A 25652-nucleotide genomic window follows, 5' to 3' on the forward strand; every position below is an offset into this window, starting at 1 on the left:
CAGCCAGCAAACGAGCAGCCCTACGTTGGATGAATTCCAACGCAGTAAGAACCGAGGTTTGTTTGAAGTACCGCCACCTGCCTAGGTTGGAACTCATCCAACCTACTGGTGCCCCTGAGCCTAGTAGCTATAGCTACATTGGATTCTATCCAGCAGAATCGGCCTCATTTGACCGGAAGCAGCTCGTGGAGGCGAAAGTTACTGGATGAAATCCAACCTAACCAGCACCAGGCAGCAAGCGAGCAGTCCTACGTTGGATGAATTCCAACATCTAACGTCCAATATGACTGCCAGAGCCATCTGCAATAATTGTCTACATTATGGTAAAATAACATCAGACGAAGAACGTCCAAAGCCATTAGGCCTTGGGCGTTCTTTTTTTATGTCAAAGGAGGATTATATGAACGGTTTTGAAGTAGCGCACAAGCAATTTATTGAGAAGCATCTGGAGTTGCGAACAGGAGAGAGGAAGGGTCGTTTAACAAGAGGTCACAATCATGCTGAAAAATTGTTATTGCAGAACGTCTGGTGGCCACTTTTCGGCAGCCTAGAGCATTTGCACCCTGAGTACGAAGTGTATGACTGGAACCGTAAATCGCAGTTCCTCGACTTTGCGTTTCTCCCGCCATATGGCCAGTTTGGCATTGAGTGTGACGGTTTTCAGAGTCATGTGAAGGATATGGATCGTGAGAGGTTCAGTTATTCTCTCAATAGAGATACTTTTCTTACAGGGCAAGGCTGGACAATGATCCATTTCTCTTACGATGACGTGCAGCAACGTCCAGAGGTCTGCAGAACATTGCTCCAACATGTCATCAGCCCCAGACTTATTCGGAATGATCTGCCTATGAGTTCAATCCATCTAGCTGAAAAAGAAGTGCTGCGATTTGCTTATCGGCTTGGTCGCTGGATCCGCCCTAAAGACTTGATCGACTATCTAAAAGTGGATTTCCGTACAGCAAGAAAAAGTCTAAGGTCCTTGTCGAGCAAAGGGATGTTAAAACCAATCGAGCGCGGGGCTCAAATTCGCCACTATCAATTAACGGAAAAGGCTCTTGAGAACCTGTTGTGATTGAGATTAGGCGAAAATTACTGGATGAAATCCAACCTAACAGCATCAGCCAGCAAATGAGCAGTCCTACGTTGGATGAATTCCAACGCAGTAAGCACCAGGGTTTGATTGAAGTGCCGCCACCAGCCTAGGTTGGATCTCATCCAACCTACTGGTGCCCCTCAGCCTAGTAGTTATAGCTACATTGGATTCTATCCAGCAGAATCGGCCTCATTTGACCGGAATTAGTTCGCGAAGGCGAAAGTTACTGGATCAAATCCAACCTAACCAGCATTAGCCAGCAAACGAGCAGCCCTACGTTGGATGAATTCCAACGCAGTCAGCACCAGGTTTGTTTGAAGTACCGCCATCAGCCTAGGTTGGATCTCATCCAACCTGCTGGTGCTCTCGAATCCAGTATCAATAGCTGCATTGGATTCCATCCAGCAGAATTACCTCCATTCCGCCGGAATCAGCTCGCGGAGGCGTTAGTTACTGGATGAAATCCAACCTAACCAGCATTAGCCAGCAAGCGAGCAGTCCTACGTTGGATGAATTCCAACGTAAGCGGGGTAAGTTGGTTACAGTTACAAAGTAAAGCGGAACTTTGGTTAACGGGAATCGATGGAACTGGGGCATACTAGTTCCAACCTAATAAAAAAACAGCAGTGCGATCCCCGCGGGGGAATCAGCACTGCTGCGCATTCAACTTACATAGAGGCTAGTCCAATACAGCCGTAATATGCTCTTTCGTAACGGACCAGTGGGACGCGGACCATACTTTTGCTTTCTTCTCGAGGAAGATGATTTGCGGCGATTCGTGCTTCACCGCTGTGTCTTCCGCGATTTGCAGCGAGATTGGGCGGGACTCGATGACTTTAACCAGTACGTAATCAACGTCTTCACGAGGGTTGCCGTTCAAATATTCATTGAACTCGCGGTACGCGTTGGCGCTTACCGGGCAGGTAGTGCTGTGTTTGAAAATAACGGTTGGACGGTCGCTCGAAGCTTCGAACGTTTCGTTCCAGCCTTCCATGGAATCGATCTCGCGGTATTGTGTCATAACAGTATGCACTCCTTTTTATTGTTAATTAGATTTTAATAGATACTTATTTCTGTATTATACCCCCGGATACGCAAAAAGTCATGCGCACACAAGCAAGCATCATGTATAATCAATTGCTGAAAGCAAACGTTACTAAACTAAATAATTGACTATGTCTACCTCCGGGTATGAAGGGGTGCAGCCATCATGTCGGATCAAACGATCATCCGATTCGAGCAAGTTACGAAGCAATATGACGATCAGACGACCGTCTTAAGCAATGTCAGCTTCGAGATTGAAAGAGGCAAGTTCTATACCCTGCTCGGCCCGTCGGGCTGCGGCAAAACAACGATCCTCCGGCTGATCGCCGGGTTCATCGAACCGTCCAAGGGTCAGATTTATTTCAACGGCAAGGTGATTAACCGCATTCCGCCGAACGAGCGCCAGGTGAACACCGTATTCCAGGACTACGCGCTGTTCCCGCACCTGAACGTGTTCGAGAATGTGGCCTTCGGCCTCCGCATCAAGAAGCTGAAGAACGCCGCCATCACGGCAAAAGTAAAAGAAGCCCTCCGCTTCGTCAACCTGGAAGGCTACGAGAACCGCAACATCAGCGAAATGTCCGGCGGCCAGCGCCAGCGCGTCGCCATTGCGCGCGCCATCGTGAATGAGCCGGAGGTGATCCTGCTGGACGAGCCGCTCTCCGCGCTCGATCTGAAGCTCCGCACCGAGATGCAGTACGAGCTCCGCGAGCTGCAGCGCCGTCTTGGGATCACGTTTATTTTCGTCACGCATGACCAGGAAGAAGCCCTTGCGATGTCCGATGAGATCTTCGTCCTGAACCAGGGCAAGATCGAGCAGAGCGGCACGCCAAACGATATTTACGATGAGCCGATTAACCGGTTCGTGGCCGATTTTATCGGGGAATCCAACATTGTGGCCGGCCGCATGAAGCAGGACTTCGAGGTAGAGTTCGCGGGCCGTACCTTCAAATGCGTCGACCAGGGGCTTAATCCGAACGAGCCGGTTGAGATCATGATCCGTCCGGAGGATCTGGAGATTACGACGCCGGAGCAGGGCAAGCTGAAGGTGCGCGTCGATTCGCAGCTGTTCCGCGGCGTTCATTACGAGATCTCCTGCTACGATGAAGCGGATAATGAATGGCTCGTGCACTCCACGAAGAAAGCATCCGTAGGCGAGCAGATCGGTCTGTACTTTGATCCGGAAGCGATTCACGTTATGCGCTTCGGCGAGACGGAGGAAGAGTTCGATAAGCGCCTGGATGCGTACAGCGAGGGCCAAGATGAGAACTAACGCGCGTAATTTTTATCTCATTCCGTATGTCCTGTGGATCGCTCTATTCGTTATTACGCCAATTGTGCTGGTCGTGTATTACTCCTTTTTCGACGTAGAGGGGAACTTTACGGTTGGCAACTACGAGAAGTTTTTCACGCCTGTCTATCTAAAAATGACGCTCAGCTCGTTCTGGTACGCTTTCCTGATTACGGCGTTCTCGCTTCTAGTCGCCTATCCGGCGGCCTACCTGCTGACGAAAACCAAGCATAAACAGCTGTGGCTGCTGCTTATCATCCTGCCAAGCTGGATCAATCTGCTGCTCAAGGCTTACGCGTTCCTTGGCCTCTTTGGTACATACGGGGCGGTTAACGGCATGCTCAAATTCGTTGGCATCGGCACGCAGCAGATCCTGTTTACCGACTTCAGCTTTATCTTTGTATCGGTCTATATCTTTATTCCGTTTATGATCCTGCCGATCTTCAACTCGCTCGAGGAGCTGAACCCGTCGCTTGTCTTCGCGGCGCGGGATCTTGGGGCATCGCCGTGGACGGCGTTCCGCCGGGTTATCTTCCCGCTGACGCTCAGCGGCGTGAAGTCCGGCTGCCAGGCGGTCTTTATTCCCGCCTTGTCGCTCTTTATGATTACGCGGCTTATCGCGGGCAACCGGGTCATTACGCTTGGTACCGCGATTGAGCAGCATTTTCTCGTTACCCAAGACTGGGGAATGGGCGCCACGATTGCGGTGTTCCTCATTATCGCGATGGCGGTTATTATGCTGTTGACGGGCAGCAGAAAGAGAGGGCTGCAGAATGAAAACCGCAAAGCTGTCTAATGTGTATCTGATCGCTGTATTTATCATCCTGTACGCGCCGATCTTCTATCTGATCTTCTACTCGTTCAACAGCGGGGGAGCGATGCGCGATTTCGAGGGCTTCACCTTCGAGTGGTACGAGGAGGTCTTCGCGGATACGCGGCTGCTCATCATCGTGCTGAACACGTTTGTTATCGCGCTCTTATCGTCGGCCATCTCGGTCATCTTCGGCATTGCGGGCGCATTAGCGATCCATTATGTAAGAAGACGTCAGCCGAAGAACGCGCTCCTGTCGCTTAATAACGTGCTGATCGTCAGCCCTGACGTTATCATCGGGGCCTCATTCTTAATCATGTTTACGATTATCGGCATTAAGCTTGGCTTCGTGTCCGTGCTGCTGTCGCATATCGCCTTCAGCGTGCCAATCGTCGTCATTATGATTCTGCCGAAGCTGCAGGAGATGAGCCCAACGCTGATCGACGCGGCCCGCGACCTTGGCGCAAGCGGCTGGCATGTGCTGACGCGCGTTATTATTCCGTTTATCAAGCCGGGCATCTTCGCCGGATTCTTTATGGCGTTAACGTACTCGCTGGACGACTTCGCGGTCACGTTCTTCGTAACGGGCAACGGCTTCTCCACCTTATCGGTTGAGATCTACTCGAGGGCCCGCCAAGGGATTGCCTTGTCGATCAATGCGCTGTCCACCCTGATCTTCCTGTTCACGATTCTGCTGGTCATTGGCTACTACTTCATCAATCAGCGGAATAACCGGACATCGGCGCGATCGGAGGGACGGGGATGAAATCATTAGTCCAGACGTTCATCGCCGTGCTGGTCGTATCCTTCGGGCTGATGTATCTGACCTCTTATCTCAACTCGAGCGAGGGCTACACGGGCAAGGATACGCTCACGATCTACAACTGGGGCGATTACATCGACCCGGAGCTGCTGGATGAATTCCAGAAGGAGACCGGCATCAAGGTCATCTACCAGACGTTTGATTCCAACGAAGCGATGATGACGAAGATCGAGCAGGGCGGCACAACGTTCGATGTGAGCGTTCCTTCCGAATACGCGATTGATAAAATGAAACAAGAAAACCTGCTGCTTCCGCTCGACCAGAGCAAGCTGCCGAATCTGAAGTACATCGATCCAAGCTTCCTGAATCTGAGCTTTGATCCGGATAACCAATACTCCATTCCTTACTTCTGGGGAACCGTGGGTATCGTCTACAACCCCGATCTGACCGACCTTAAATTCAAGAGCTGGGAAGACCTGTGGGATCCTAGCCTGAAGAATCAGATCCTGCTGCTCGACGGTGCCCGCGAGGTTATCGGGATGGGGCTGAACAGCCTTCATTACTCGCTGAACGATACGAACGAAGAGCATCTGCAGGCGGCGAAGGCGAAGCTCGGTACGCTGACTCCGAACGTGAAGGCCATCGTTGGCGACGAGATCAAGCTGCTTCTCGCGAACGAAGAGGCTGCAGTCGGCCTTGTCTGGTCCGGCGATGCGTCGGAGATTATGAGCGAGAACGAGAAGCTGGATTACGTGGTGCCGGAGGAAGGCTCGAACCTGTGGTTCGATAACATGGTTATTCCGAAGACGGCGAGAAACATCGAAGGTGCGCATCAGTTCATTAACTTCATGCTCGACCCCGAGCATGCGGCGCAGAATGCCGAGTACGTCGGCTACTCCACGCCAAACGCCAAGGCGCTCGAATATCTGCCGGAGGAGATCTCGGGCGATCAGCGCTTTTACCCGGATAAGGAGCTGACTTCGAAGCTTGAGGTCTACCGGAATCTCGGCAAAAAAATGCTCGCGCATTACAATGAATTATTCCTTGAATTTAAAATGCATCGAAAGTAAAGTTTTACAGTTATTAGGACACCGTGCTTGCGGCGACCAGAGACCCTTATTTCGGATGAGATAGGACCTCTCGGTAGGCTGCGGGCACGGTTTTTCTTTTGTATAAAATTCACAGGTAATTTAATTTCCAACGTTAAATATCGACTGAAAACGCTATCATTTTAGGATTTTATCCTGAAAAACTAGTACAATTAGATCATTTTTTGTCGAATGATAGGAAAATGCGCGAAACTGCTGATTCCCCAGATCTATTCTGCTATAATGAGTTTCAAGTATTTACCTAGGTACATTTTAACAATGCGAGACACATAGGCACAGGTTCTGGACGGAAGCCCAAGGATGGATACGCCATTATTGGAACCCAATTTACAGAAATGGATAACGAATTGGCAATCTGCGAGCAGGGAGCGCTACCGCTCTAGTAGATTTGTCGCGTTATTTGTGTCTAAATATACCAATTTATGGTATAGGTTTTGACAGAGTCACATAATGCTAAACAATTAAACTATGAGGTGAACTGGAATGACGATCAGAAAGAAGCTTATCGTATCAACGATCGCAGCAAGCGTAGCGGCAACTGCATTCGCAGGACTTCCGCTTAGCAACAAAGGATTAGCGGAAAAATTAGGCTTTAATAATACGGCTTATGCAACATCGGCATTCCCAAGCACGGACATTGTTGATTATGCAAAAAAACTGCGTGCAGCACTTGTTGCAACCGACGGCCTGGATGAAGTGCAAGCTCTGCGCACGGATATTAAAGCTCTGAGCACGGACGACCTGAAATCTATTGCAAGCCCGATCACAAGCAGAGTTACGACTAAGCTTGGCGCATCGTTTGATCCGGATGACAAGAAAGCTGTTGAGGCTCTGGTTCTTGATGTAATCTCCGTTACATACGATCCTAATCTGACTGAGCTGGAAAGAATTCGCAACACGGATGCATACCGTGCCGTTCTGGCTGAACTGGCTGTAGGCGCTGGTTTTGACCCGCAAGAGGTAGATGACCTTACAGTTGATGATGTTGCTGATTACTTCTTCACTCTGCAAGAGAAAGTAGCGGGTCTGATCAAAGGCTTGTCTACGGAACAGCTTTTTGCAGCATTGAGCGACCCTGTTAAGAGAGCTGCTCTGATCGAGGATGCCTTCGAAGCGCTGGCTGCCGAGAACCTGATTGTGCAAGATATCTTTGATGCTTACGACATTGAAACCTCCGACCTGAAAGAAGTTGTTGTTAGCGCCCAAGCGAAAGTGGACAGCACAACCGTTCTTAAAGCAGCTATGGCTCTGTACGGCGCTTACCTGAAAATGAACGAATCGACTGGCGGCCCTGGCCCTATCGGCGGTGGCGGTGAAGAAGAAGTTAAAGTCGAAGTTCCGAAGGAAGTAACGGATTTCATCGATGACATCAAGAAGAAGCTTGCGAATGCAACTGAAGCTGAGAAATTGGCTATTCTTACGCAAGCCGTTCAACAGGCAACAGCACTGGTAACGAAGCTTTCTAGCTTCGATCTGTCCAGCAATGTAACGGTAACGAACGGTCAAGCTGCCCTGCAAGTTAGCGGTTCATCTGTTCTGTCCGCAATCGCGGGTATCGGCGAGATCTTGAAGAATGTGAAAGAACTGGCTCCAGGCGTAGCTATACCAACCGTACTCCTGAACATTAACCTGGGCAATGTTGCTCAGAACGATGTGAAGATTGGCTTGAACGATGCGGTTATTCAAGAAGCGATTAAAGCAGGTCTTGGCGGCATCAACCTGTCGGTGAACGGCCTGAACGCCGTACTTCCGGTTGGCGGACAGTTCAACGGCGCTGTTGACTTCAACATCAACAAAGCGAAGGCTGATTCCACAACAACGGGCGGTCAACAAGCGGCTTCCGAAGTATACAGCTTTGGTCTGTCGATTGGCGGCAAAGCGGTAACGACTTTCGCACAGCCAATCCTTATCAGCATTCCGCTTGGTAACGTAGACGGCGTAGACAAAGAATTGTTGTCGCTCGCAAAGATCGTTGACGGCAAGCCTGTATTCCAAGGCGGTTCCGTACAAGGCGATAAGTTCGTTGAACATCGTGACACGTTCTCCTCTTATGTGGTTGTGGAGAACAAAGTTACGTTCACAGATATTAAATCCGTTGAAGCATGGGCTGGCCGTGCCATTCAAGTTATCGCAGCGAAAGGCGCAATCGAAGGCAAGAAAGCCGGCGTATTTGCTCCGAAGGATAACGTAACTCGCGCTGAGTTCGCGAAGATGCTGACTCGTGCGCTTGATCTGGATAACAGCTTGGCAACTGAGAACTTTGCAGACGTGAAGGATACGGACTGGTCCGCGCCATATATCGGTGCAGCCGCTAAGCTTGGTATTATTCAAGGCCGTTCGGCTACGAAGTTCGACCCTAATGCTCAAATCACTCGCGCTGAGATGGCAACTATGATTGCTCGCGCACTGAAAGTAACAAAGGGCGCTAAAGACGTGACGGATGTGAACGCAGCACTTGCAGGCTTCAAGGATGCAAGCTCGATCAGCACAGCGCTGAAGCCTGGCGTAGCGTTCTCTTCGAAGAATGGTATCGTAATCGGCAACAACGGCAAGTTCTCCCCGAATGCATCGGCAACACGTGCAGAAGCGGCAGTTATGATCTACCGCGCGGTTAACTTTAAGTAGTAAATAGGACTTTAGACCTTCCTCTCAGATGCAGCAGTTGGGAGGAAGGTATTTTTTCGCTAAATTATAGAAATTGTTGGTTTATTTACAATTTTTGTCTACTATGTTTAGGTCTAACGTATTACAATTAGAGTGGCATCTAGGCAATCAGGAGGAGGTTAATAGTGTCCGAGGAACTAGACTTAAGAGAGTATTTCCTTATCGTGAGGAAGAGGTTGACTCTTATCGTTATTTTCGTACTGGTATGTACCGTAGCAGCAGGTGTGTATACGAAGCTGTTCAAGGATCCGATCTATGAAGCATCAACCAAGATTATCGTAAACCGGACTACTGAATCGCTGTCTGTTGGCGCGCTTGATATTAATGCGATTAACTCCAACATCAAGATGATAGAAACCTATAAAGAAGTTATCAAGACACCGGCTATTCTTGGCAAGGTTGCGGAGAAGTACCCGCAGCTCGGCCTATCGTCCAAGGAACTGGTGAAGAAGATTAAGGTCAGTTCCGTGAACGACACGCAGGTTATGACCCTTGCTGTAGAGGATGAGTCTTATCGTAAAGCTGCCGAGATCGTCAATGCGATTTCAATTGTCTTCCAACAAGAAATCCCTAATATCTTTCAGGTCGAGAACGTATCCATCTTGAATGAAGCGCTTGTGGATGACCAACCGGCGCCAATATCGCCGAATGTAACCCTAAATATTATCATCGCTTTTGTTGTGTCTCTTATGATCGCAGTAGGGATTGCCTTCCTGCTGGAATATATGGATGACACGATCAAGACGGAAGCGGATGTGGAGCGTTACCTGGGTCAGGCGACTCTAGCGATGGTTGCGAGGGTAGATCCAAGCGAATTCCAGACGGGTTCAAGCAGAGTGCAGGGCAGACAAAAGGCAGGAGGGCTCGAGAATGTCACAATCGGAGAATAGGCGCCGACTTATCTCAATCATTAATCCTCGTTCGCCGGTATCGGAGACGTACCGTACCCTCCGGACGAATATCGAGTTCGCTGCGATAGATTCTGCTCTGCAGGTTATTATGGTATCCTCCGCGGGACCGGGTGAAGGCAAGTCTACTACCATTGCGAATCTGGCAGTAACCTACAGTCAATCCGACCGGAAGGTTGTTCTGATTGATGCGGATATGCGCAAGCCAACGGCACATAAGACGTTCCAGATCTCGAACCGATTCGGCTTGTCCTCGGTGATTTCGCAGCAAAGCACGCTGCAAGAGGTCATTCAATCGACGGATATTCCGAATATGGATGTCATTACTGCGGGGCCGATTCCTCCGAATCCGGCAGAGATGCTGGCATCGAAGAGGATGACGGCATTACTCGATGAGCTTCGCACCATGTACGACATCATCCTTGTGGATACACCGCCGCTGCTGGCTGTAACGGATGCACAGATAGCAGCTACGAAGAGCGACGGAGTTGTCCTCGTTGTAGATCAAGGTAGAGTGAAGCGTCAATTCGCGCAGAAGGCGATCCAGAATCTGCAGAACGTGAATGCGCGTATTCTTGGGGTTGTGCTCAATAACGTAAAGCGTCGGTCAAACGAAGAAGCTTATTACTACTACTATAGTGCTGATGTGAAGTAAGTCGGGCGGCTACAACAATCGCTCAAAGGTAAAGTCTGCTGCACCTTTATCACAGCAGGCACTCGGTCACACTGTGGGTTCAATGGACCTTAGGCATGATTGCCAATGGTGTGATGTGAGGAGGGGTTGAATGCCCCTTTCATTATAATTAAATGTTCGAGCTATGTTTTTCTGCCGAAGGAAGACATAGCTCGTATATTTATTTATTCATTTTATACCACATACATAGACACATAGAGAGAGAAGAAAGAAAAGAGAGGGAACAAAAACATGACAAAAGTGAGGAAAGCCATTATCCCGGCCGCTGGCCTAGGAACCCGGTTCCTGCCCGCGACCAAAGCGATGCCGAAGGAAATGCTGCCGATCGTAGATAAACCGACGATCCAGTACATTGTAGAGGAAGCTGTAGCTTCCGGCATTGAAGATATCATTATTGTTACCGGCAAAGGCAAGCGCGCGATTGAAGATCACTTCGACAGCGCGTTTGAGCTTGAGCATAATTTGCTGGAGAAGGGCAAGCTTACGCTGCTTAACGAAGTTCAGAAATCCTCAAGAGTAGATATTCACTATATCCGTCAGAAGGAAGCCAAAGGCCTTGGGCATGCCGTATGGTGCGCGCGTAATTTCATCGGGGATGAGCCGTTTGCCGTTCTTCTTGGCGACGACATCGTGGACTCGGAGATTCCTTGTACAAGACAGCTTATGGAGCAATTCGAGCATACCGAAAGATCGGTTATCGGGGTTAAGCCCGTTCCAATGAATGAGACGGAGCGTTATGGCATCGTGGAGTATAGCGAGAAGAATGGATTATTAAGCTTGGTTGATCGTTTTATTGAGAAGCCGGCTCCAGGTACCACAACATCGAACCTTGCGATTATGGGCCGTTATGTTCTGACTCCGAATATATTCAAGTTCCTATCGAAGCAAGAGAAGGGTGCCGGCGGCGAGATTCAATTGACGGATGCCATTCAGAAGCTGAATGAATGCCAAGGGGTATACGCTTATGAATTCGAAGGCAGACGTTACGATGTTGGCGAGAAGTTAGGTTTTATTACGACAACCCTGGATTACGCGCTGCGGAATGAATCGCTCAAAGGGCCGCTTCTGGAAGTTATGAAAGAGATTCTAGAGAGAGAGCTTATCCATAAAAACAAGTAAATGGGGGAGAGAACAACATGGCGTTATCGCCTCTTCGGAAAGAATCCGAGATGACCATAGACAGCCATTTATCTATTGCACAAAGCATTCAAGCGAAGACCAGAAACGCGAGGCGCACCTATCTCATGATCAAGCGAATGATGGATCTAGTTGGTGCGGCAGTAGGTATTTTGCTATTGTCACCGCTGCTGCTAGTTGTAGCCCTTCTGATTAAGCTGGAGAATTGGAAAGCGCCTATCTTCTTCTATCAGACGCGGGTAGGAATTAATGAGAAGACATTTCGGATGTACAAATTTCGGTCCATGGTCCCGAATGCAGAGGACTTATTGACGGACCTCTTACATAAGAATGAGATAGAAGGTCACATGTTCAAGATGAAATCTGACCCAAGAATTACATCGATTGGAAAGTATATTCGGCGTACCAGTATCGACGAGCTTCCGCAATTGTGGAATGTGGTACGAGGCAATATGTCGCTCGTTGGTCCACGTCCGCCTCTCCCAAGAGAAGTTGCAGAATACAGCAGCTATGATAAACTCCGCCTTCGCGTGAAGCCAGGCTGTACCGGATTGTGGCAAGTAAGCGGCCGGAATGAGCTGAGCTTTAGTGAAATGGTGGAGCTGGATCTTGAGTATATAGAGAAACGAAACGTATTGTTCGATCTGCAGATTATCGCGAAGACGGCTAAAGCGATGGTTGGATCCGATGACGCGTATTAGAGAGTAGGAGTGGATAGAGAGTGGAATTAAAGTTGAATTTATTTTATTTCTCAGTTAAAAAACAGAAGAATCTTGTGAGGATATTAGTAAATGGAATCGAATAAAGTTGAGTTATTCGGAGTCGCTTTTGATAATTTAACTATGACGGCTGCATTAGAAGAAGTAGATAAACTTGTTGTTATTAATAGGAATAATAACACCAGTAGTTTTATTGTTACCCCTAATGTAGATCATCTTGTTAACCTTAATAAAGATAGACTATTTAAGGAAGTTTATGAAAAGGCTAGTTTGCGATTTGTCGATGGAATGCCCATAGTACTTTTATCTAAGTTATTTAAAAAGCCATTAAAAGAAAAAATTTCTGGTGCAGATTTAACTCCAAAATTAATTGAAATGGCCTATCACAAAAAATACAAAGTATTTATTTTTGGTTCAAAACCGGGAGTAGCTGAAGCAGTTGCCAACAAGTATTCAAAAAACTATGATAATCAAATTCAAATAAGTACATACTCCCCCCCGTTTGGTTTTGAGAAGCAGGAAGATGAGCTAAAAAAGTGTTTAGGAATAATTAATGAATTCAAACCAGATATTTTATTAGTTTCTCTAGGATCTCCAAAAGGAGAGCTTTTCATATCTCAAAATTTAAAAATTTTAAATGTACCTGTATGTATGCAAGTAGGGGCAGCAATTGATTTTATGGCGGGAACAGTAAAACGAGCCCCATTATGGATGCAAAAAGTTGGTTTAGAGTGGTTCTATCGATTTCTTATGGAACCTAAAAGAATGTTTAAAAGATACTTTGTAAATGACGTATACTTTTTTAGGTTAATAATTGATGAGATGTTTAGGAAATAGTTTCTTTTAATAAAAACAATTGGGGGGATATAGTGTCGAGGGCTGAAAAGAATGATATAAACGTATTGATGGTCGGTTCTGATGTGTCAGTAAAAGGCGGTATGACAACTGTAGTCGAATCTTTCTTAAACTGTAAATTTGATAATGTAAAAATAAAATACGTAGCAACACATATAGAATCGAACAAAATTAATAAAGCCCTTTTTTTTATGAAGAGCATCATTATTATTATGTTCTTAGTTGCTTTTACAAAGATAAGCTTAATTCATATTCATATGTCCGAACGAGGGAGTTTTAAAAGGAAAAACATTATATTTAGGATAGGTAAACTGTTTAGAAAAAAGATAATTTTACACATGCATGGAGCAGAATTTGAAGAATATTATTATAACTGTAATCCAACAGTGCAATATAAAATTAGAAGATTACTCAGAGAGACTGATTACATAATTGCATTGGGTGAACGCTGGAAAGATATTATTAAAAAAATCGAATTGAAATCAAATGTAGAAATTTTGAGGAATGCAGTGGATATTCCTGACAGAGTAAACGAAATTCAAAACCTCAATAATATTAATGTTCTTTTTTTAGCAGTCCTTACTAAAAGAAAGGGTATTATTGATTTAATTTATGCATCTGAAAAATTAATGAAAAGAATCAATCAACAAAATAAAATTATTCATTTTATTGTTTCAGGTGATGGAGAACTAGAGTCTGAGGCTAAAGCTTTAGTTAATCAATTAAAAATCACGAATAACTATACATTTACTGGATGGATTAGCGGATCACAAAAACATGCTTTATTGAGAAAAACAGATATCTTTGTATTACCTTCTTATAATGAAGGCTTACCAGTTTCGATATTAGAGGCTATTAGTTATGGTATTCCTGTTGTTTCTACAAGAGTTGGAAGTATTGATGAAGCGGTTAAAGATGGGGTAAATGGATATTTGATCAGTCCTGGAAATCAAGATGAATTAATTGATTCGCTGGAGAGAATAATAAATGATCCGCAATTTAAAAAACTTGGTGAAAAATCGAGAGAAATTGCTGAAAAATCTTTTAATAGTAATGAGTATTTCAAAGAGGTTTCCAATTTATACGAGAGTTTATAAATAAATTGCGTTGCGCTTTGTATAGCGCTTGAGGTGCACAATGAATATTATCATTGGTATATTTTATGGTTTTATATCCGTTTTAAACCCATTGATTAATGAGTTTTTTTTACTTAAATATGGGACCATGATAGTTTTGTCTTACTTGTCACTATTATACATAATTAAAACTCTTAGAAATGACAATAAGACAGAAATAAAGTATATCATTACACTGTTTTTATTAAGTGTGATGATTATTGTTCCGACTAGTATTTATAAAGTTTTTTTTGATTCACCAGATTTCGATATATCTAAAGCAATAAGAGTGATTTTATTGTTTCCGATTGTGGTTTTAATAATATTACGGAAAGTAGATATTAGAAAGTATTATGTCAACTTATCTTACATATTTACTATTGTTGCACTTTACCAAATAACCAATATGCAAGGGCAAGACAGGGTGACGAGTTTATTTAGTCACTCAAATTTTTACTCAATATACATAGTCATCTTATCAATTTTCTTAATTGAGGAGTTTTTGTTTCAACAAAACAAAAGAAAAAAAGTGTGGATAATATTATATTTACTATTGAACTTTTTTATTATTCTCATTGGAACTGGTGCGAGAACATCTTTTGCGATAATTGTTTGTTTACTCTTGTTCACAATATCTATTTGGAGTCGAAACAAGGCTAAAAATATTATAGGTTTAATGACATTTGTTATTATTACATTAATAGCTGCAATGTTTTTTAAAGATGATTTATTTAGCACGAGGATCTTTGATTTGCAGTATGGGAATGTATATTCAGATCAAGAAGATTCATTTTCCTGGAGATTACAAAGATGGGAGTCAGGACTAAACAGCTGGGAAAAGAGCTCATTTTTAATTAAAGTAATCGGAAGTGGTTGGGAAACAACACCGTATATTAGTGATAACTTTCGTGGAATGGAAATGCATAACGAGTATTTAAGGATATTCATAGAGCTTGGTTTAATAGGGATTATTTCATATATAGCAATTCTATATAAGCTATTTAAATTAGGTTTTAAAAATGTTAGAAAGAAAGGATATTTATCGTTAACTTTAATTATGATAACTGTAATAATTAGTAGCTTTACAGAAAATATATTTATAGCCTCTGAATCGTTTTCTGCAATAACATTAAGCATTGCAGTGTGTCTTGGAATTATTAATCGTCAGGTTACTGAGGACAAAGATATTCGTAGGGAAGTAGTGATTAATGGTGATAAAGAGCAGAGACGACTATATTAAATATTTAGAGGCTGATAAGGCTGCATTGAATATTAAACGCAGGTTCATGAAGCCAATTGTTGATGATATTTGGAGATTTCAAAAAATATTAAGAAAACTGGAGTACTATAATAATTGTAAATCTAGATTTTATAAAATTTATATTCTTTTCTTAAAGTATAGATTTCATAAAATCTCAAGGCTATTAGGTTTTGATATTCCCATTAATGTTTTTGGACCAGGTCTTTCAATTGCTCATAGGGGGACTATAGTGGTTAATAGTAATGCAAGGATTGGTGCTAACTGTCGAATACATGTGTGTGTAAACATCGGTACTAGTAATGATAATGAAGCTCTGGTTCCTAAGATTGGAGATAATGTATATATCGGGCCAGGTGCGAAAATATATGGAGATATTATTATCGCTGATAATGTTGCTATTGGTGCCAATTCCGTAGTTAATAAATCTTTCATAGAGTCTAATGTAACTATTGCTGGAATGCCCGCTAGAATAGTTAGTCAAAAAGGGTCGAGAGACTTATTGTTAAAGATGAAAATCAATAACATGTAGAAATTTAGGTTATTGCGAGGAGGGTATTGATGCCCAAAATTACTGTATTAATGCCTGTTTATAACGCTGAAAAATATCTTAGGGAAGCAATAGATAGTATTCTAAGCCAAACATTTAGTGATTTTGAATTACTTATAATAAATGATGGTTCGACTGATAACAGTGAGACACTAATAAGAAGTTATAGTGATAAAAGAATTAGGCTAATAAATAATGATAGAAATATGAAGTTAGTGCCTACCCTAAACAAAGGAATTAATTTAGCTAAGGGCGAGTATATAGCTAGAATGGATAGCGACGATATTTCTCACCCTCATAGACTGGAAACTCAGCTAAAGTTTATGGAGGAGCACCAGGATGTAGTAGTATGTGGAACTAAAATGAAAGTAATGAATCGGTTACTGTACAGATACCATACAATTGTAGAACCTCGGAGAATTAGTAATTGTCTATGTGTTTATAATTGCATGGTTCATCCATCAATAATGCTGAGAACAAATTTTTTTAGAGAAAATAATATTACATTTGATAATGATTACCTTCATGCAGAAGACTACGAGCTATTTCAAAGAATTAGCAGGGAAAATAAGGTGGCGAATATTAATAAGGCCCTATTGTATTATCGATTATCTCCTTCTGGAATTAGTCGAGTATATAAGGTTGAACAACAATTAATGGTAAATAGAATATCCAGCAAGGCGCTTAAATTTAAAGGAATAAATATAGATCTTCCTGATGATAAAGACGTGAACATAGAAAAACTGAAAGAGATTAAATTGTTAATTGAATCGGAGTGTGACAAATTCAAAAATCATCTCGACAATTTTGAAATACTTCAATTGTTGTGGTTTAACATTTGCAGCAACAATACAAAAATAAATGGATTGAAATTATGGAGAGTATTTCATTCTTTTAAATTTTTGAATTTATTAATAGTTAAAAGATATGTTGGGATTGATACTGTATTTAAATTTTATTTTAAGACATTAATAAATAATTGATTTTCAAAATAGATTTCAGGAGGTAAAGATGCTTAATCTAATAAAAAAGAGTATGCCTGATGGTTTTAAGTTTCATATGAAGTACTTAGTTCATAATTACTTTGGTAAAAATTTTACATCAAAATTTGATAGTACATCGAATCAACAGAAAGTCTTTATTATGATAGCTGCTGATTACGGTAATTTAGGCGACGTGGCTATTACTGAAGCACAGTATAGTTTCTTGCAACATGAATTTGTTGATGATAATTCAATTGTTTATCCTATTTACGTTAAAGATACTTTGAGAATGTTACGGACCTTAAAGAAGGTAATCACCCCTAATGACTTGATTACAATAATTGGTGGGGGCAATATGGGGGATTTATATGAAGGGGCAGAAAATTTAAGGAGGATTATTATTAAGACATTTCCTGAAAATAAAATAATATCCTTCCCACAAACAATTGATTTTTCAAATTCCTCCAGTGGTCAAAAAAGTTTAGAAAAGTCCGTAAAAATTTATAATAGTCATTCAAACTTACATATTTTCGCTAGAGAAACTGAATCCTATGATACTATGAAGAAATTATTTTTTAATAATTCTGTCAATTTGGTGCCTGATATTGTGTTGAGTTTAAAATTAAAAGATAAAGAAACAAAACAAAGAAAAGGAATAGTTTTATGTTTACGTGACGATTTGGAAGCGAAAATAGCTGCTGATAAGAAATATGAAATTATTAACATGATTCAAAGTGAATATTGCGAAGTTACAATAAAGGATACTTACATTGGAAGCGAAGGCTTTTCTCAGAAGCTGTTAAAAGATAAACTATACGAATTATTATCTTGTTTCTCAAGATCCCAACTAGTAATCACAGATCGTCTTCATGGGATGATCTTTTGTGTAATTACAGGTACTCCGTGCATTGTAATGCCAAATAGTAATCATAAAGTAACGGGAACAGTAAGAGATTGGTTAAGTAAACTTGATCATATCAAATTACTAACAGAAATAAAGGATTTAGCAGTATTTCAAAACGAAGTTGAAAATTTGATTTCTATGTCTGAAGAAAAAATTATTATTCCTGACTTATCTGAATATTATCTTCCATTGAAAAAGTTACTTGTATGATAACATTCTCAATACTAAAAACAAGTAATATTGTGGAGTGTCTATGAATGCTGATAATAGAACTAAAAATACTGTTAGAAATTCTTTGTTCGGGGTAACTGGGCAGATAATTAATATTTTATTGAATTTTATAAATCGTACTGTTTTTATTTCTGTATTAGGTACTGAATACTTAGGAGTAAGCGGGCTTTTTACTAATATCTTAACTGTATTGTCATTAGCAGAGTTAGGTTTTGGTACCGCTATTATTTATAGTTTGTATAAGCCTCTTGTGGAAAAAGATGAAATGAAGATTTCCGCATTGGTAGGTTTCTATTCAAGAATCTATTTAGCATTAGGGTTGTGCATTACATTCTTTGGACTATGTCTATTACCTTTTTTGGATTTATTTATAAAAGGAAATATAAGCATTCCTAATATCGAGATTATTTTCAGTTTATTTTTAATAAATACTGTAATTACATATTTTCTTGGTTATAAAAGAACATTATTGATTGCGGATCAAAAAAGTTATATAAATTCTAAGAATCAATACTACTTCACAATTATTAGAAATATACTTCAAGTATCAATTTTGTTTATCACTAATAGCTTTATTATTTACCTAACGATTCAAATATTTAGTACTTTTTTTGAAAATTATTTTATCTCCAGGAAGGTGGATAAGGAGTATCCATTCTTAAAAAAAGAGAATAAAGTAAAGTTAGATACAGATTCGAGGAAAGGGCTTTTCAAAAACATAAGAGCTTTAATGTTATATAAATTCGCTGGTGTAGCAATAGAGGGAACGGATAATCTAATTATTTCTTCTTTTATAGGTGTATTTTGGGTAGGGATAGTTTCAAACTATACCTTAATTATTATGTCTTTAACCAACGTTCTTACACAGTTAACAAACTCTATTACTGCTAGTATTGGTAACCTAATTGTCAAGGAGGACACCGAGAAACAGGCAGAGATGTTTAATGTGTTGACTTTTATGTATATATGGTTATTTGGCTTTTGTTCATTATGTTTGTTTATATTGTTGAATCCATTTATTAAATTATGGATTGGGCATGAATATTTATTGTCATGGCAGCTAGTACTTGTACTAGTAGTTAACTTTTTTGTTGTTGGTATAATGGGCCCTTCTTGGATTTACAGAGAAACTAAAGGACTTTTTATTTTCGGGAAATATAGGCCAGTAATTACGGCAATAATTAATTTAGTGCTCTCATTAATTTTGGTAAATTATATAGGATTAATTGGGACGTTTTTAGCCACTCTTATTTCCAGAGTTCTAACAAATTTCTGGTTTGATCCGCTTATTGTTTATAAGCATGGTTTTAATAAGTCTGTAGGTGATTATTATAAGAAAGTAGTTATTAATTTACTTCTTCTTTTCTTACTTTCTATTATGGTTTGGAAAGTAACATCATATATACCCTCAGATGACTGGTGGTCGTTTGCTCTATTGTGTTTTGCAGCAACTTTTCTCTTTAATTTAGGGATGATAATTGTTTTCTTTAGAACCAAGGAGTTTAAATATTTATTAACTAAAACTAGAGGCGTTATTCTTTCTAGAACAATCAGTGAGACAATGTAGTGGACGTTATTTGTTGTAATACATCAGTTTGAAAGAGAGGGTTTGCCATTGCGTGTTGTTTTACTATCAGGGGGATCTGGAAAAAGATTGTGGCCACTATCCAACGATGCCCGCTCTAAACAGTTTCTGAAAGTGCTAGAGAACGAGAAGCAGGAATTGGTCTCTATGGTTCAGCGTGTATGGAAACAGTTGGAGTATAGTGGGTTAGCTAAATTTAGCTTTATTACTACAGGTAGGTCTCAGATTGAGATGATGTATAATCAGATTGATAAATCTGTACCGCTTATTATTGAACCCGAAAGAAGAGATACTTTTCCTGCAATTGTCTTAACGGCATCATACTTATATTCTGTTGCCAAAATAGATTTAAATGAAACCATAGCTATTTTACCAGTGGACCCATATGTTGAGGGCCACTTTTTTAATGCTGTAAAATCACTAGAAGCAATTATTCAAGAATCAAATGCTGACATAGCTCTAATCGGAGTAAAGCCAACCTATCCATCTGCGAAGTACGGTTACATTATACCTGAGCAGAGAGGCCCTGAGTATCAAGGAGCTTTAAAGGTCAGTCACTTTCAGGAAAAACCATCTGAAGAGCTTGCTGTTAATTTAATTGAACAGCAAGCACTATGGAACTGTGGTGTATTCTCCTTCAAACTTAGCTTTCTCATAGATATTATGAGGAAGAGGGGGTACCCTTTGCAATATGAGCATTTACTTGAACGATATCATGAGTTGCCAAAGATTAGTTTTGACTATGAGATTGTTGAGAAGTCTAGTAACATTGTGGTTTTACCTTATGAAGGGTATTGGAAAGATCTTGGCACTTGGAATACATTAACAGAGGAAATGAAACAAAATCAAATAGGAAGAGGAATCATTAGTGAAGATTGCATAAATACACATTTGGTAAATGAACTTGATATACCGGTGACAATACTCGGCATTTCCAATGTAGTTGTTGCGGTTAGTCCGGATGGTATTCTTGTAACAGATAAGAGCGCAAGCCCTCGCATAAAAGATTTTATTAATTACAATCAGGGTCCAATGTTTGAGGAGAGAGAATGGGGGTGGGTTCGAATATTAGATAACGACCGCTATGATGATGGTCGGTGCGTAATAACTAAAAGAGTAGCTATAAAAAAGGGAAGAAATCTAAGCTACCTAATGCACCTATATCGAGAAGAGGTTTGGACAATAGTTAAAGGTGAGGGTCAGTTCGTTCAGAATGGGATATCCATGGAGGTAAAATCGGGAAATGTACTGCATATTCCAATGAAAACTTTACATTGCTTGAGAGCTGGTACAGATATGGAATTAATTATTGTGAATAGTGGGTATTCTGACGAAGATAAGGTTATGGAACTTTTCTCTACATGGTCTGAACTTAGCAAACACTGTCATAACATTACCGTGAGATAATAAAAATGATTATAAAGGCTTGTTAAATGGTGTTAATTTATTTTAGATTATAGCCTATTGATCATTGTATTTTGACAAACAGTAATCAGAATGAAGTCAGGTAAAAGTCTATTCAACGACTCAGAGGAGTGAATGAGGATGAGACTTGCTGTCATTGGTTCCGGTTATGTAGGATTAGTTTCAGGTGTTTGTTTTTCAGAGTTGGGAAATGAAGTCATTTGTGTAGATAATGCAAATGAAAAGATTGAACTTCTAAATAGTGGAGAAGTACCTATTTATGAAAAGGGACTAAAGGAACTAATTTCGAATAATGTTAAAGCGGGTCGTTTATCGTTTACTTCTGATTTGACGGATGCAGTAAGGAGTTCCCAAATAATAATAATCGCAGTAGGAACACCATCTCTACCAAACGGTGAGGCGAACCTGGCTTATATCGAGCAAGTTGCACAAGAGATTGGCAAGTCAATGAATGATTATAAGGTTATTATGGTTAAAAGTACGGTTCCGGTAGGAACTAATGAGAAAATTGCTGCTATTATTAGGAGTTACACGAATAACTTGTTTGACGTTGTGTCCGTGCCAGAATTTTTACGGGAAGGTACTGCAATCATTGATGCGATGAATCCAGACCGAATCATTATAGGTACAACAAGCTTGCGTGCTGCGAATCTTGTAATGGAGCTACACCGTCCACTGACTGATCAGATTATTATTACAGATGTTCGGAGCTCTGAAATGATAAAATATGCTTCAAATGCCTTTTTAGCAACAAAGATTTCATTTATTAATGAGATTGCGAATATTTGTGAAAAAGTCGGGGCTGATGTTCAAGAGGTTGCAAAAGGAATGGGAACGGATAGTCGAATTGGTTCTTCTTTCTTAAAAGCAGGAATTGGTTATGGTGGGTCATGCTTCCCGAAGGATACGCAAGCACTTATTCAAATTGCCGGACAAATGGACTATGACTTTAAACTTCTGAAAGCGGTTGTTGAGGTTAATCGTGAGCAAAGGTATAATGTGATTCGAAAATTAGAAGAAATGTTGGGGGAAATTGAAGACAAAACGATAGGAATCTGGGGGCTGGCATTTAAACCGGAGACTGATGATGTTCGCGATGCACCAGCTTTTGAGATTATTGAGACTTTGTTGAAGCTGGGAGCGCAGGTGAAGGCCTATGATCCAATCGCCTCAAGGAATTTTGAGAAAAACCTAAATCGCCCTGAAGTTAAGTATTGTACCTCAGCTATGGAAGCAGCAGAGAATGCAGATGCACTATGCATATTGACTGAATGGAGAGAGTTTATTGATATTCCATTGTCTATTATTCAGAACTGGTTGAAGGCACCGAATTTAATTGATGGCAGAAACATTTATCGGAAGGAAGATCTGGAGGAGACTCCTTTTGCTTATTACTCCATTGGGCGTCCAAAGATGAATAATGGTGTGAAAGAGACAAATTCATTTATTTCCTTCTAATCTTATGAACAGTCAGGAGTCATTAAGGAAATGACACGGGAAAAAGTAAAAAAGAAAAAGAAATTGAAACCTTGGATGAAGTGGTGTATAGGTACCATTTCATTTTTTGTTATAGCCGCATTGATTTTTGCAGGTGTGACCTATTACTATATCAAGTCCATTGATATTGATGATATTGCATCCCGTCATAGTTCGAACACTGCAACTGACTCTGGAGAAAAACAAACAGAGCCCAAGAAGCTGCCAGCAATCATTGAAAAACCTGTTGAAAAAGCTAGCCAGTTAATTGGTGGAGAGAAAATTGAAAGTGCTGACGCTCTTGATGTAGCAGCAATCCTAATGAACTCAGGGCTCACTTTAAAACAGATCTCGTATCTTCAAGGTAATGCAACATATGAACTATCAAATGAAGAGAAAACGAAGATTCGAAACTTGTTGTTATCAAAGCTTTCTGAGGAAGAAATTGAACTACTAAGATCAATTACGACTAAGTATGGTAAAACTCTTAATATACTAAATCCGAAATACCCCATTGAATGGGTTGGAGAACGAGACCCAGAGAAAATTAAAGAATATAGTGAAGCTTGGGAAAAAATAAACCAACAATCAAACGCTTCGACCAAACCAGCTGATACCGGTACGAAACGGGAAGAGAAACCAACTGAACCGGAAAAGAAGCCTGATGTCGAGCTCGCCTCCGAACAAAAGAAAGTCAAACGGACGATCGATGCACAAACAGAGTCTAAGCTCAATTCTCTGTCTGGTACCTGCAAAGCCAAAAGCAACGCTATTCTGAATCAAATCGTTGGCAGCGCAGACGGCGTTACCGTTGAGGATCTTCAAAATAAATATTTAGGGAAAGTCATGGAGGCCGAGGGCTCTTGTGATGCGCAGTTCCAGGGCATCATGAGCCAAGCGGCCTCTAGTTATGCTGACGCGGGTATTGATAGCGGCGCAATGCCGGATTGGAATGCGAAGTACGAAGCAAGCAAGCAAAGTGCACGAGCTTCCGCGATTAGCGCAATTGCCAAAGCTATTAAATCATAATAATAAGAGGAGAATCAAAATGATGAAAAGTTTACGCCATTACACTCTCATGCTATTAATTATCGCTTTACTTACCGTTGCTCCACTTACGGCAGGGGCAGCAGCTACTAGTTCGGTATCGATTAAGACGCAGGCGGTAAGCCTCAAGTTTGACGGACAATCGCTGTCGCTCCCGGATGGCCAATATGCCTTCATTTATCAGAACCGTACGTATATTCCGATCCGCTTCATTTCTTACGCGCTGCAGAAGTCGGTAAAATGGGATCAAAAGACGTCTAAAGTAACGGTATCTGAACCAACCGCGGCAGAGAAGGAAGCTCTCGCGAAGCTGCTCGCTGGTGCAACAGCTGGGGCTAATCAGCCTGCAGCAGATAACAACATTACAATCAAGCCCGTTCAAGCAACACTTGTGTTCGATGGCCAATCCAAAGCGCTTCCTTCCGGTCAATCTCTCTATTCGTTCAACAACAGCATTTATGTTCCGCTTCGCTTCATGTCCGAAGCTGTAGGAACGGATATTAAGTGGGATCAGAAGACAAACAGCATTACAGGCGAGTCTGAAGCTTATAAGGCTGCGCAAGCTGGCGGTGGCACTACACCTGGAGGCAATACTGGCGGAGGAACAGGCGGCACGGATCCGGTCGGAGAAGTGAAGCCTACTTATGACAGCATCGCTGCAAGTGCTACAACTAAGTTTACAAATCTTGAGTCGAAATGTAGCGCTACATTGACTGACCTATATTACCAGCATAAAGCAGCAACAGACGAAACAGTAAAGAAAAACCTGGAAGATAGCGGAAGACAGACAATAGCTCAGTGTACAGCAGATTTTAATGTGCTCGTTGCGGATATTAAAGCCGAACTAACGAAGTATGGCTACAGCGCTGATGAAATCATTGCGCAATTTACGGAACAGTTTAATTACGATATGGCACTAATTAAGAGTCTTGCTGGCGGTATGCTAGGTTAACAAAAACTCCCCCGATGGCTTACGCCGTCGGGGGAGTTTTGTTATGTATAAGTTCTATGTATGTATGAGATTATCTGAACAGCCGCGAGCGCTTGTTGTTTCTGTATTTGTACCAGTAAACGCCGTTCTCGTCTTTGAATAATCGGATGCCTACCATCTTGAAGGGTGTCCAAACCTCGGAGAACATTAAATAACCAGCCATTCTGCATAACCTCCTCTTAACAGATATCTAATCGTTTTCTTATATTTTTATAATACCAAAGAATGGATGATAAAACAAATAGTTTATAGGACTTTTATCTCATTTTTACATTACCTTAGTCTTGTTTTTTGAGGGAAAAACGGTAGATTTCCATTTCCTTCATGGATCTGATACAATAACAAACCAGAGAAAGAATGAGGGCGGATCGGATATTGTCGAAGGAGTGTAGAGGAATAATGCAGAAAAAGGATAGAAAATATTCTATAATATGGTTTTTTGTCGTATTTTGTTGGATTTTTTTCATATTTACATTATCATCTGAATCGTATAATCAACAGTCAATCAAGCCAACATTAAATAAATGGATAACAAAAGAGGAATTGGCGAGTAAGCTTCCTGATACTTCGATTACTTATCATGGCAGCACGGTAGTGGCGAAAGAGGATCCGTTCGGCTTCGTGGAGTTCTTCTTTCGCAAAGGAGCACACTTGTTTATGTATGCGGTACTGGCAGTAGGGCTCTACATGCTGATCCGGAATCTGATGGCTCGCAGGCAGATGGTGCTACCGGTGATTATGTCGCTGATCCTAACGGGCGGAACGGCGGCGATGGATGAGAGGAATCAGTTAAGTTCGGTGGGGCGGACGGGGAATCCGACGGATGTGATCGTGGATCTGACCGGTGCCTGCGTTGGCCTGATTATCTGTATCCTCATTAATTATTGGCTCGACCGCAGGCGCAACCGGCCGGAGTACCGGTTCGTGCGCAAGTTCTAAAGGTCGTAAAGGATAGAAACAGCCTTTCGCTGATTGAAGCGGAGGGCTGTTGTTTTTGCC

The 25652-nt window shown here is 41.7% G+C and carries 25 protein-coding genes; 22 read left to right on the plus strand and 3 right to left on the minus strand.

The features are described 5' to 3' along the window. Window positions 1-400 precede the first annotated feature (400 nt). Window positions 401-1072: a hypothetical protein gene (locus M3194_RS23640; protein ID WP_251656548.1), complete on the plus strand. Its 672-nt coding sequence runs from the start codon at window positions 401-403 to the stop codon at window positions 1070-1072. A 263-nt stretch (window positions 1073-1335) separates the two neighbouring features. Here M3194_RS23640 and M3194_RS23645 read toward each other — a convergent pair whose 3' ends face one another. Both M3194_RS23645 and ytxJ read right to left on the minus strand, forming a co-directional pair. After that, on the minus strand, window positions 1336-1494 hold the full coding sequence (locus M3194_RS23645) for a hypothetical protein (protein WP_251656549.1): 159 nt from the start codon (window positions 1492-1494) through the stop codon (window positions 1336-1338). A 278-nt stretch (window positions 1495-1772) separates the two neighbouring features. Next, window positions 1773-2114, minus strand: a complete 342-nt coding sequence (gene ytxJ / locus M3194_RS23650; protein WP_251656550.1) for a bacillithiol system redox-active protein YtxJ — start codon at window positions 2112-2114, stop codon at window positions 1773-1775. A gap of 189 nt (window positions 2115-2303) precedes the next feature. On the opposite strand from ytxJ, the gene M3194_RS23655 reads away from it, so the two are divergent. The 20 genes from M3194_RS23655 (at window position 2304) to M3194_RS23750 (ending at window position 24614) form a co-directional block, all read left to right on the plus strand. Then, on the plus strand, window positions 2304-3410 hold the full coding sequence (locus M3194_RS23655) for an ABC transporter ATP-binding protein (protein WP_251656551.1): 1107 nt from the start codon (window positions 2304-2306) through the stop codon (window positions 3408-3410). Continuing rightward, window positions 3400-4224, plus strand: a complete 825-nt coding sequence (locus M3194_RS23660; protein WP_251656552.1) for an ABC transporter permease — start codon at window positions 3400-3402, stop codon at window positions 4222-4224. Before M3194_RS23655 ends, M3194_RS23660 begins: the two co-directional genes overlap by 11 nt. Beyond that, window positions 4202-5005: an ABC transporter permease gene (locus M3194_RS23665; RefSeq protein WP_251656553.1), complete on the plus strand. Its 804-nt coding sequence runs from the start codon at window positions 4202-4204 to the stop codon at window positions 5003-5005. The genes M3194_RS23660 and M3194_RS23665 overlap by 23 nt, the downstream gene beginning before the upstream one ends. Continuing rightward, on the plus strand, window positions 5002-6072 hold the full coding sequence (locus M3194_RS23670) for an ABC transporter substrate-binding protein (RefSeq protein ID WP_251656554.1): 1071 nt from the start codon (window positions 5002-5004) through the stop codon (window positions 6070-6072). Before M3194_RS23665 ends, M3194_RS23670 begins: the two co-directional genes overlap by 4 nt. A gap of 522 nt (window positions 6073-6594) precedes the next feature. Further along, window positions 6595-8736 carry an S-layer homology domain-containing protein gene (locus M3194_RS23675; RefSeq protein WP_251656555.1) on the plus strand — a complete coding sequence of 714 codons (2142 nt, stop codon included), beginning with the start codon at window positions 6595-6597 and terminating at the stop codon, window positions 8734-8736. 164 nt (window positions 8737-8900) lie between these two features. Then, window positions 8901-9665, plus strand: coding sequence for a YveK family protein (locus M3194_RS23680; RefSeq protein WP_251656556.1), 765 nt, complete (start codon window positions 8901-8903; stop codon window positions 9663-9665). Continuing rightward, on the plus strand, window positions 9646-10338 hold the full coding sequence (locus M3194_RS23685) for a CpsD/CapB family tyrosine-protein kinase (RefSeq protein WP_251656557.1): 693 nt from the start codon (window positions 9646-9648) through the stop codon (window positions 10336-10338). The genes M3194_RS23680 and M3194_RS23685 overlap by 20 nt, the downstream gene beginning before the upstream one ends. Before the next feature lie 270 nt (window positions 10339-10608). After that, entirely contained in the window at window positions 10609-11496 is an 888-nt protein-coding gene (gene galU, locus M3194_RS23690) for a UTP--glucose-1-phosphate uridylyltransferase GalU (RefSeq protein ID WP_251656558.1), read from the plus strand. Between the two features lie 17 nt (window positions 11497-11513). Further along, a complete protein-coding gene (locus M3194_RS23695) occupies window positions 11514-12215 on the plus strand; it encodes a sugar transferase (RefSeq protein WP_285889493.1) in 702 nt (233 codons plus the stop codon). A 90-nt stretch (window positions 12216-12305) separates the two neighbouring features. Further along, window positions 12306-13070: a WecB/TagA/CpsF family glycosyltransferase gene (locus M3194_RS23700; protein WP_251656559.1), complete on the plus strand. Its 765-nt coding sequence runs from the start codon at window positions 12306-12308 to the stop codon at window positions 13068-13070. A 32-nt stretch (window positions 13071-13102) separates the two neighbouring features. Continuing rightward, a complete protein-coding gene (locus M3194_RS23705) occupies window positions 13103-14185 on the plus strand; it encodes a glycosyltransferase family 4 protein (protein ID WP_251656560.1) in 1083 nt (360 codons plus the stop codon). A gap of 40 nt (window positions 14186-14225) precedes the next feature. After that, a complete protein-coding gene (locus M3194_RS23710) occupies window positions 14226-15443 on the plus strand; it encodes an O-antigen ligase family protein (RefSeq protein WP_251656561.1) in 1218 nt (405 codons plus the stop codon). Beyond that, complete coding sequence (locus M3194_RS23715; protein WP_285889494.1) at window positions 15412-15993, plus strand: serine O-acetyltransferase; 582 nt, start codon at window positions 15412-15414, stop codon at window positions 15991-15993. Before M3194_RS23710 ends, M3194_RS23715 begins: the two co-directional genes overlap by 32 nt. Before the next feature lie 29 nt (window positions 15994-16022). Then, the gene (locus tag M3194_RS23720) at window positions 16023-16994 is read left to right on the plus strand and encodes a glycosyltransferase family 2 protein (protein WP_251656562.1); all 972 of its coding nucleotides are present in this window, start codon (window positions 16023-16025) and stop codon (window positions 16992-16994) included. 28 nt (window positions 16995-17022) lie between these two features. Beyond that, complete coding sequence (locus tag M3194_RS23725; protein ID WP_251656563.1) at window positions 17023-18108, plus strand: polysaccharide pyruvyl transferase family protein; 1086 nt, start codon at window positions 17023-17025, stop codon at window positions 18106-18108. Window positions 18109-18151: 43 nt separating this feature from the next. After that, window positions 18152-19696: a lipopolysaccharide biosynthesis protein gene (locus tag M3194_RS23730; RefSeq protein ID WP_251656564.1), complete on the plus strand. Its 1545-nt coding sequence runs from the start codon at window positions 18152-18154 to the stop codon at window positions 19694-19696. A gap of 48 nt (window positions 19697-19744) precedes the next feature. Then, window positions 19745-21121, plus strand: coding sequence for a sugar phosphate nucleotidyltransferase (locus M3194_RS23735; protein ID WP_251656565.1), 1377 nt, complete (start codon window positions 19745-19747; stop codon window positions 21119-21121). 138 nt (window positions 21122-21259) lie between these two features. After that, window positions 21260-22597: a UDP-glucose dehydrogenase family protein gene (locus tag M3194_RS23740; RefSeq protein WP_251656566.1), complete on the plus strand. Its 1338-nt coding sequence runs from the start codon at window positions 21260-21262 to the stop codon at window positions 22595-22597. A 30-nt stretch (window positions 22598-22627) separates the two neighbouring features. Further along, on the plus strand, window positions 22628-23644 hold the full coding sequence (locus tag M3194_RS23745; protein WP_251656567.1) for a hypothetical protein: 1017 nt from the start codon (window positions 22628-22630) through the stop codon (window positions 23642-23644). A 19-nt stretch (window positions 23645-23663) separates the two neighbouring features. Continuing rightward, window positions 23664-24614 (plus strand): stalk domain-containing protein, encoded by a 951-nt coding sequence (locus M3194_RS23750; protein WP_251656568.1) that lies wholly within the window; start codon window positions 23664-23666, stop codon window positions 24612-24614. Window positions 24615-24684: 70 nt separating this feature from the next. Here M3194_RS23750 and M3194_RS31325 read toward each other — a convergent pair whose 3' ends face one another. After that, entirely contained in the window at window positions 24685-24816 is a 132-nt protein-coding gene (locus tag M3194_RS31325) for a hypothetical protein (protein WP_285889498.1), read from the minus strand. 236 nt (window positions 24817-25052) lie between these two features. Between M3194_RS31325 and M3194_RS23755 the strand changes: the two genes are divergently transcribed. After that, on the plus strand, window positions 25053-25592 hold the full coding sequence (locus tag M3194_RS23755; protein WP_251656569.1) for a VanZ family protein: 540 nt from the start codon (window positions 25053-25055) through the stop codon (window positions 25590-25592). Window positions 25593-25652: the final 60 nt, after the last annotated feature.

The organism is Paenibacillus glycanilyticus (assembly GCF_023715145.1).
Lineage (GTDB): Bacteria > Bacillota > Bacilli > Paenibacillales > Paenibacillaceae > Pristimantibacillus > Pristimantibacillus glycanilyticus_A.

Coding starts and splice junctions, on each gene's coding strand:
- M3194_RS23640 (WP_251656548.1), top strand. CDS start 401: ATGAACGGTTTTGAAGTAGCGCACAAGCAATTTATTGAGAAGCATCTG.
- M3194_RS23645 (WP_251656549.1), bottom strand. CDS start 1,494: ATGGAATCCAATGCAGCTATTGATACTGGATTCGAGAGCACCAGCAGG.
- ytxJ (WP_251656550.1), bottom strand. CDS start 2,114: ATGACACAATACCGCGAGATCGATTCCATGGAAGGCTGGAACGAAACG.
- M3194_RS23655 (WP_251656551.1), top strand. CDS start 2,304: ATGTCGGATCAAACGATCATCCGATTCGAGCAAGTTACGAAGCAATAT.
- M3194_RS23660 (WP_251656552.1), top strand. CDS start 3,400: ATGAGAACTAACGCGCGTAATTTTTATCTCATTCCGTATGTCCTGTGG.
- M3194_RS23665 (WP_251656553.1), top strand. CDS start 4,202: ATGAAAACCGCAAAGCTGTCTAATGTGTATCTGATCGCTGTATTTATC.
- M3194_RS23670 (WP_251656554.1), top strand. CDS start 5,002: ATGAAATCATTAGTCCAGACGTTCATCGCCGTGCTGGTCGTATCCTTC.
- M3194_RS23675 (WP_251656555.1), top strand. CDS start 6,595: ATGACGATCAGAAAGAAGCTTATCGTATCAACGATCGCAGCAAGCGTA.
- M3194_RS23685 (WP_251656557.1), top strand. CDS start 9,646: ATGTCACAATCGGAGAATAGGCGCCGACTTATCTCAATCATTAATCCT.
- galU (WP_251656558.1), top strand. CDS start 10,609: ATGACAAAAGTGAGGAAAGCCATTATCCCGGCCGCTGGCCTAGGAACC.
- M3194_RS23695 (WP_285889493.1), top strand. CDS start 11,514: ATGGCGTTATCGCCTCTTCGGAAAGAATCCGAGATGACCATAGACAGC.
- M3194_RS23700 (WP_251656559.1), top strand. CDS start 12,306: ATGGAATCGAATAAAGTTGAGTTATTCGGAGTCGCTTTTGATAATTTA.
- M3194_RS23710 (WP_251656561.1), top strand. CDS start 14,226: ATGAATATTATCATTGGTATATTTTATGGTTTTATATCCGTTTTAAAC.
- M3194_RS23715 (WP_285889494.1), top strand. CDS start 15,412: ATGGTGATAAAGAGCAGAGACGACTATATTAAATATTTAGAGGCTGAT.
- M3194_RS23720 (WP_251656562.1), top strand. CDS start 16,023: ATGCCCAAAATTACTGTATTAATGCCTGTTTATAACGCTGAAAAATAT.
- M3194_RS23725 (WP_251656563.1), top strand. CDS start 17,023: ATGCTTAATCTAATAAAAAAGAGTATGCCTGATGGTTTTAAGTTTCAT.
- M3194_RS23730 (WP_251656564.1), top strand. CDS start 18,152: ATGAATGCTGATAATAGAACTAAAAATACTGTTAGAAATTCTTTGTTC.
- M3194_RS23740 (WP_251656566.1), top strand. CDS start 21,260: ATGAGACTTGCTGTCATTGGTTCCGGTTATGTAGGATTAGTTTCAGGT.
- M3194_RS23745 (WP_251656567.1), top strand. CDS start 22,628: ATGACACGGGAAAAAGTAAAAAAGAAAAAGAAATTGAAACCTTGGATG.
- M3194_RS23750 (WP_251656568.1), top strand. CDS start 23,664: ATGATGAAAAGTTTACGCCATTACACTCTCATGCTATTAATTATCGCT.
- M3194_RS31325 (WP_285889498.1), bottom strand. CDS start 24,816: ATGGCTGGTTATTTAATGTTCTCCGAGGTTTGGACACCCTTCAAGATG.
- M3194_RS23755 (WP_251656569.1), top strand. CDS start 25,053: ATGCAGAAAAAGGATAGAAAATATTCTATAATATGGTTTTTTGTCGTA.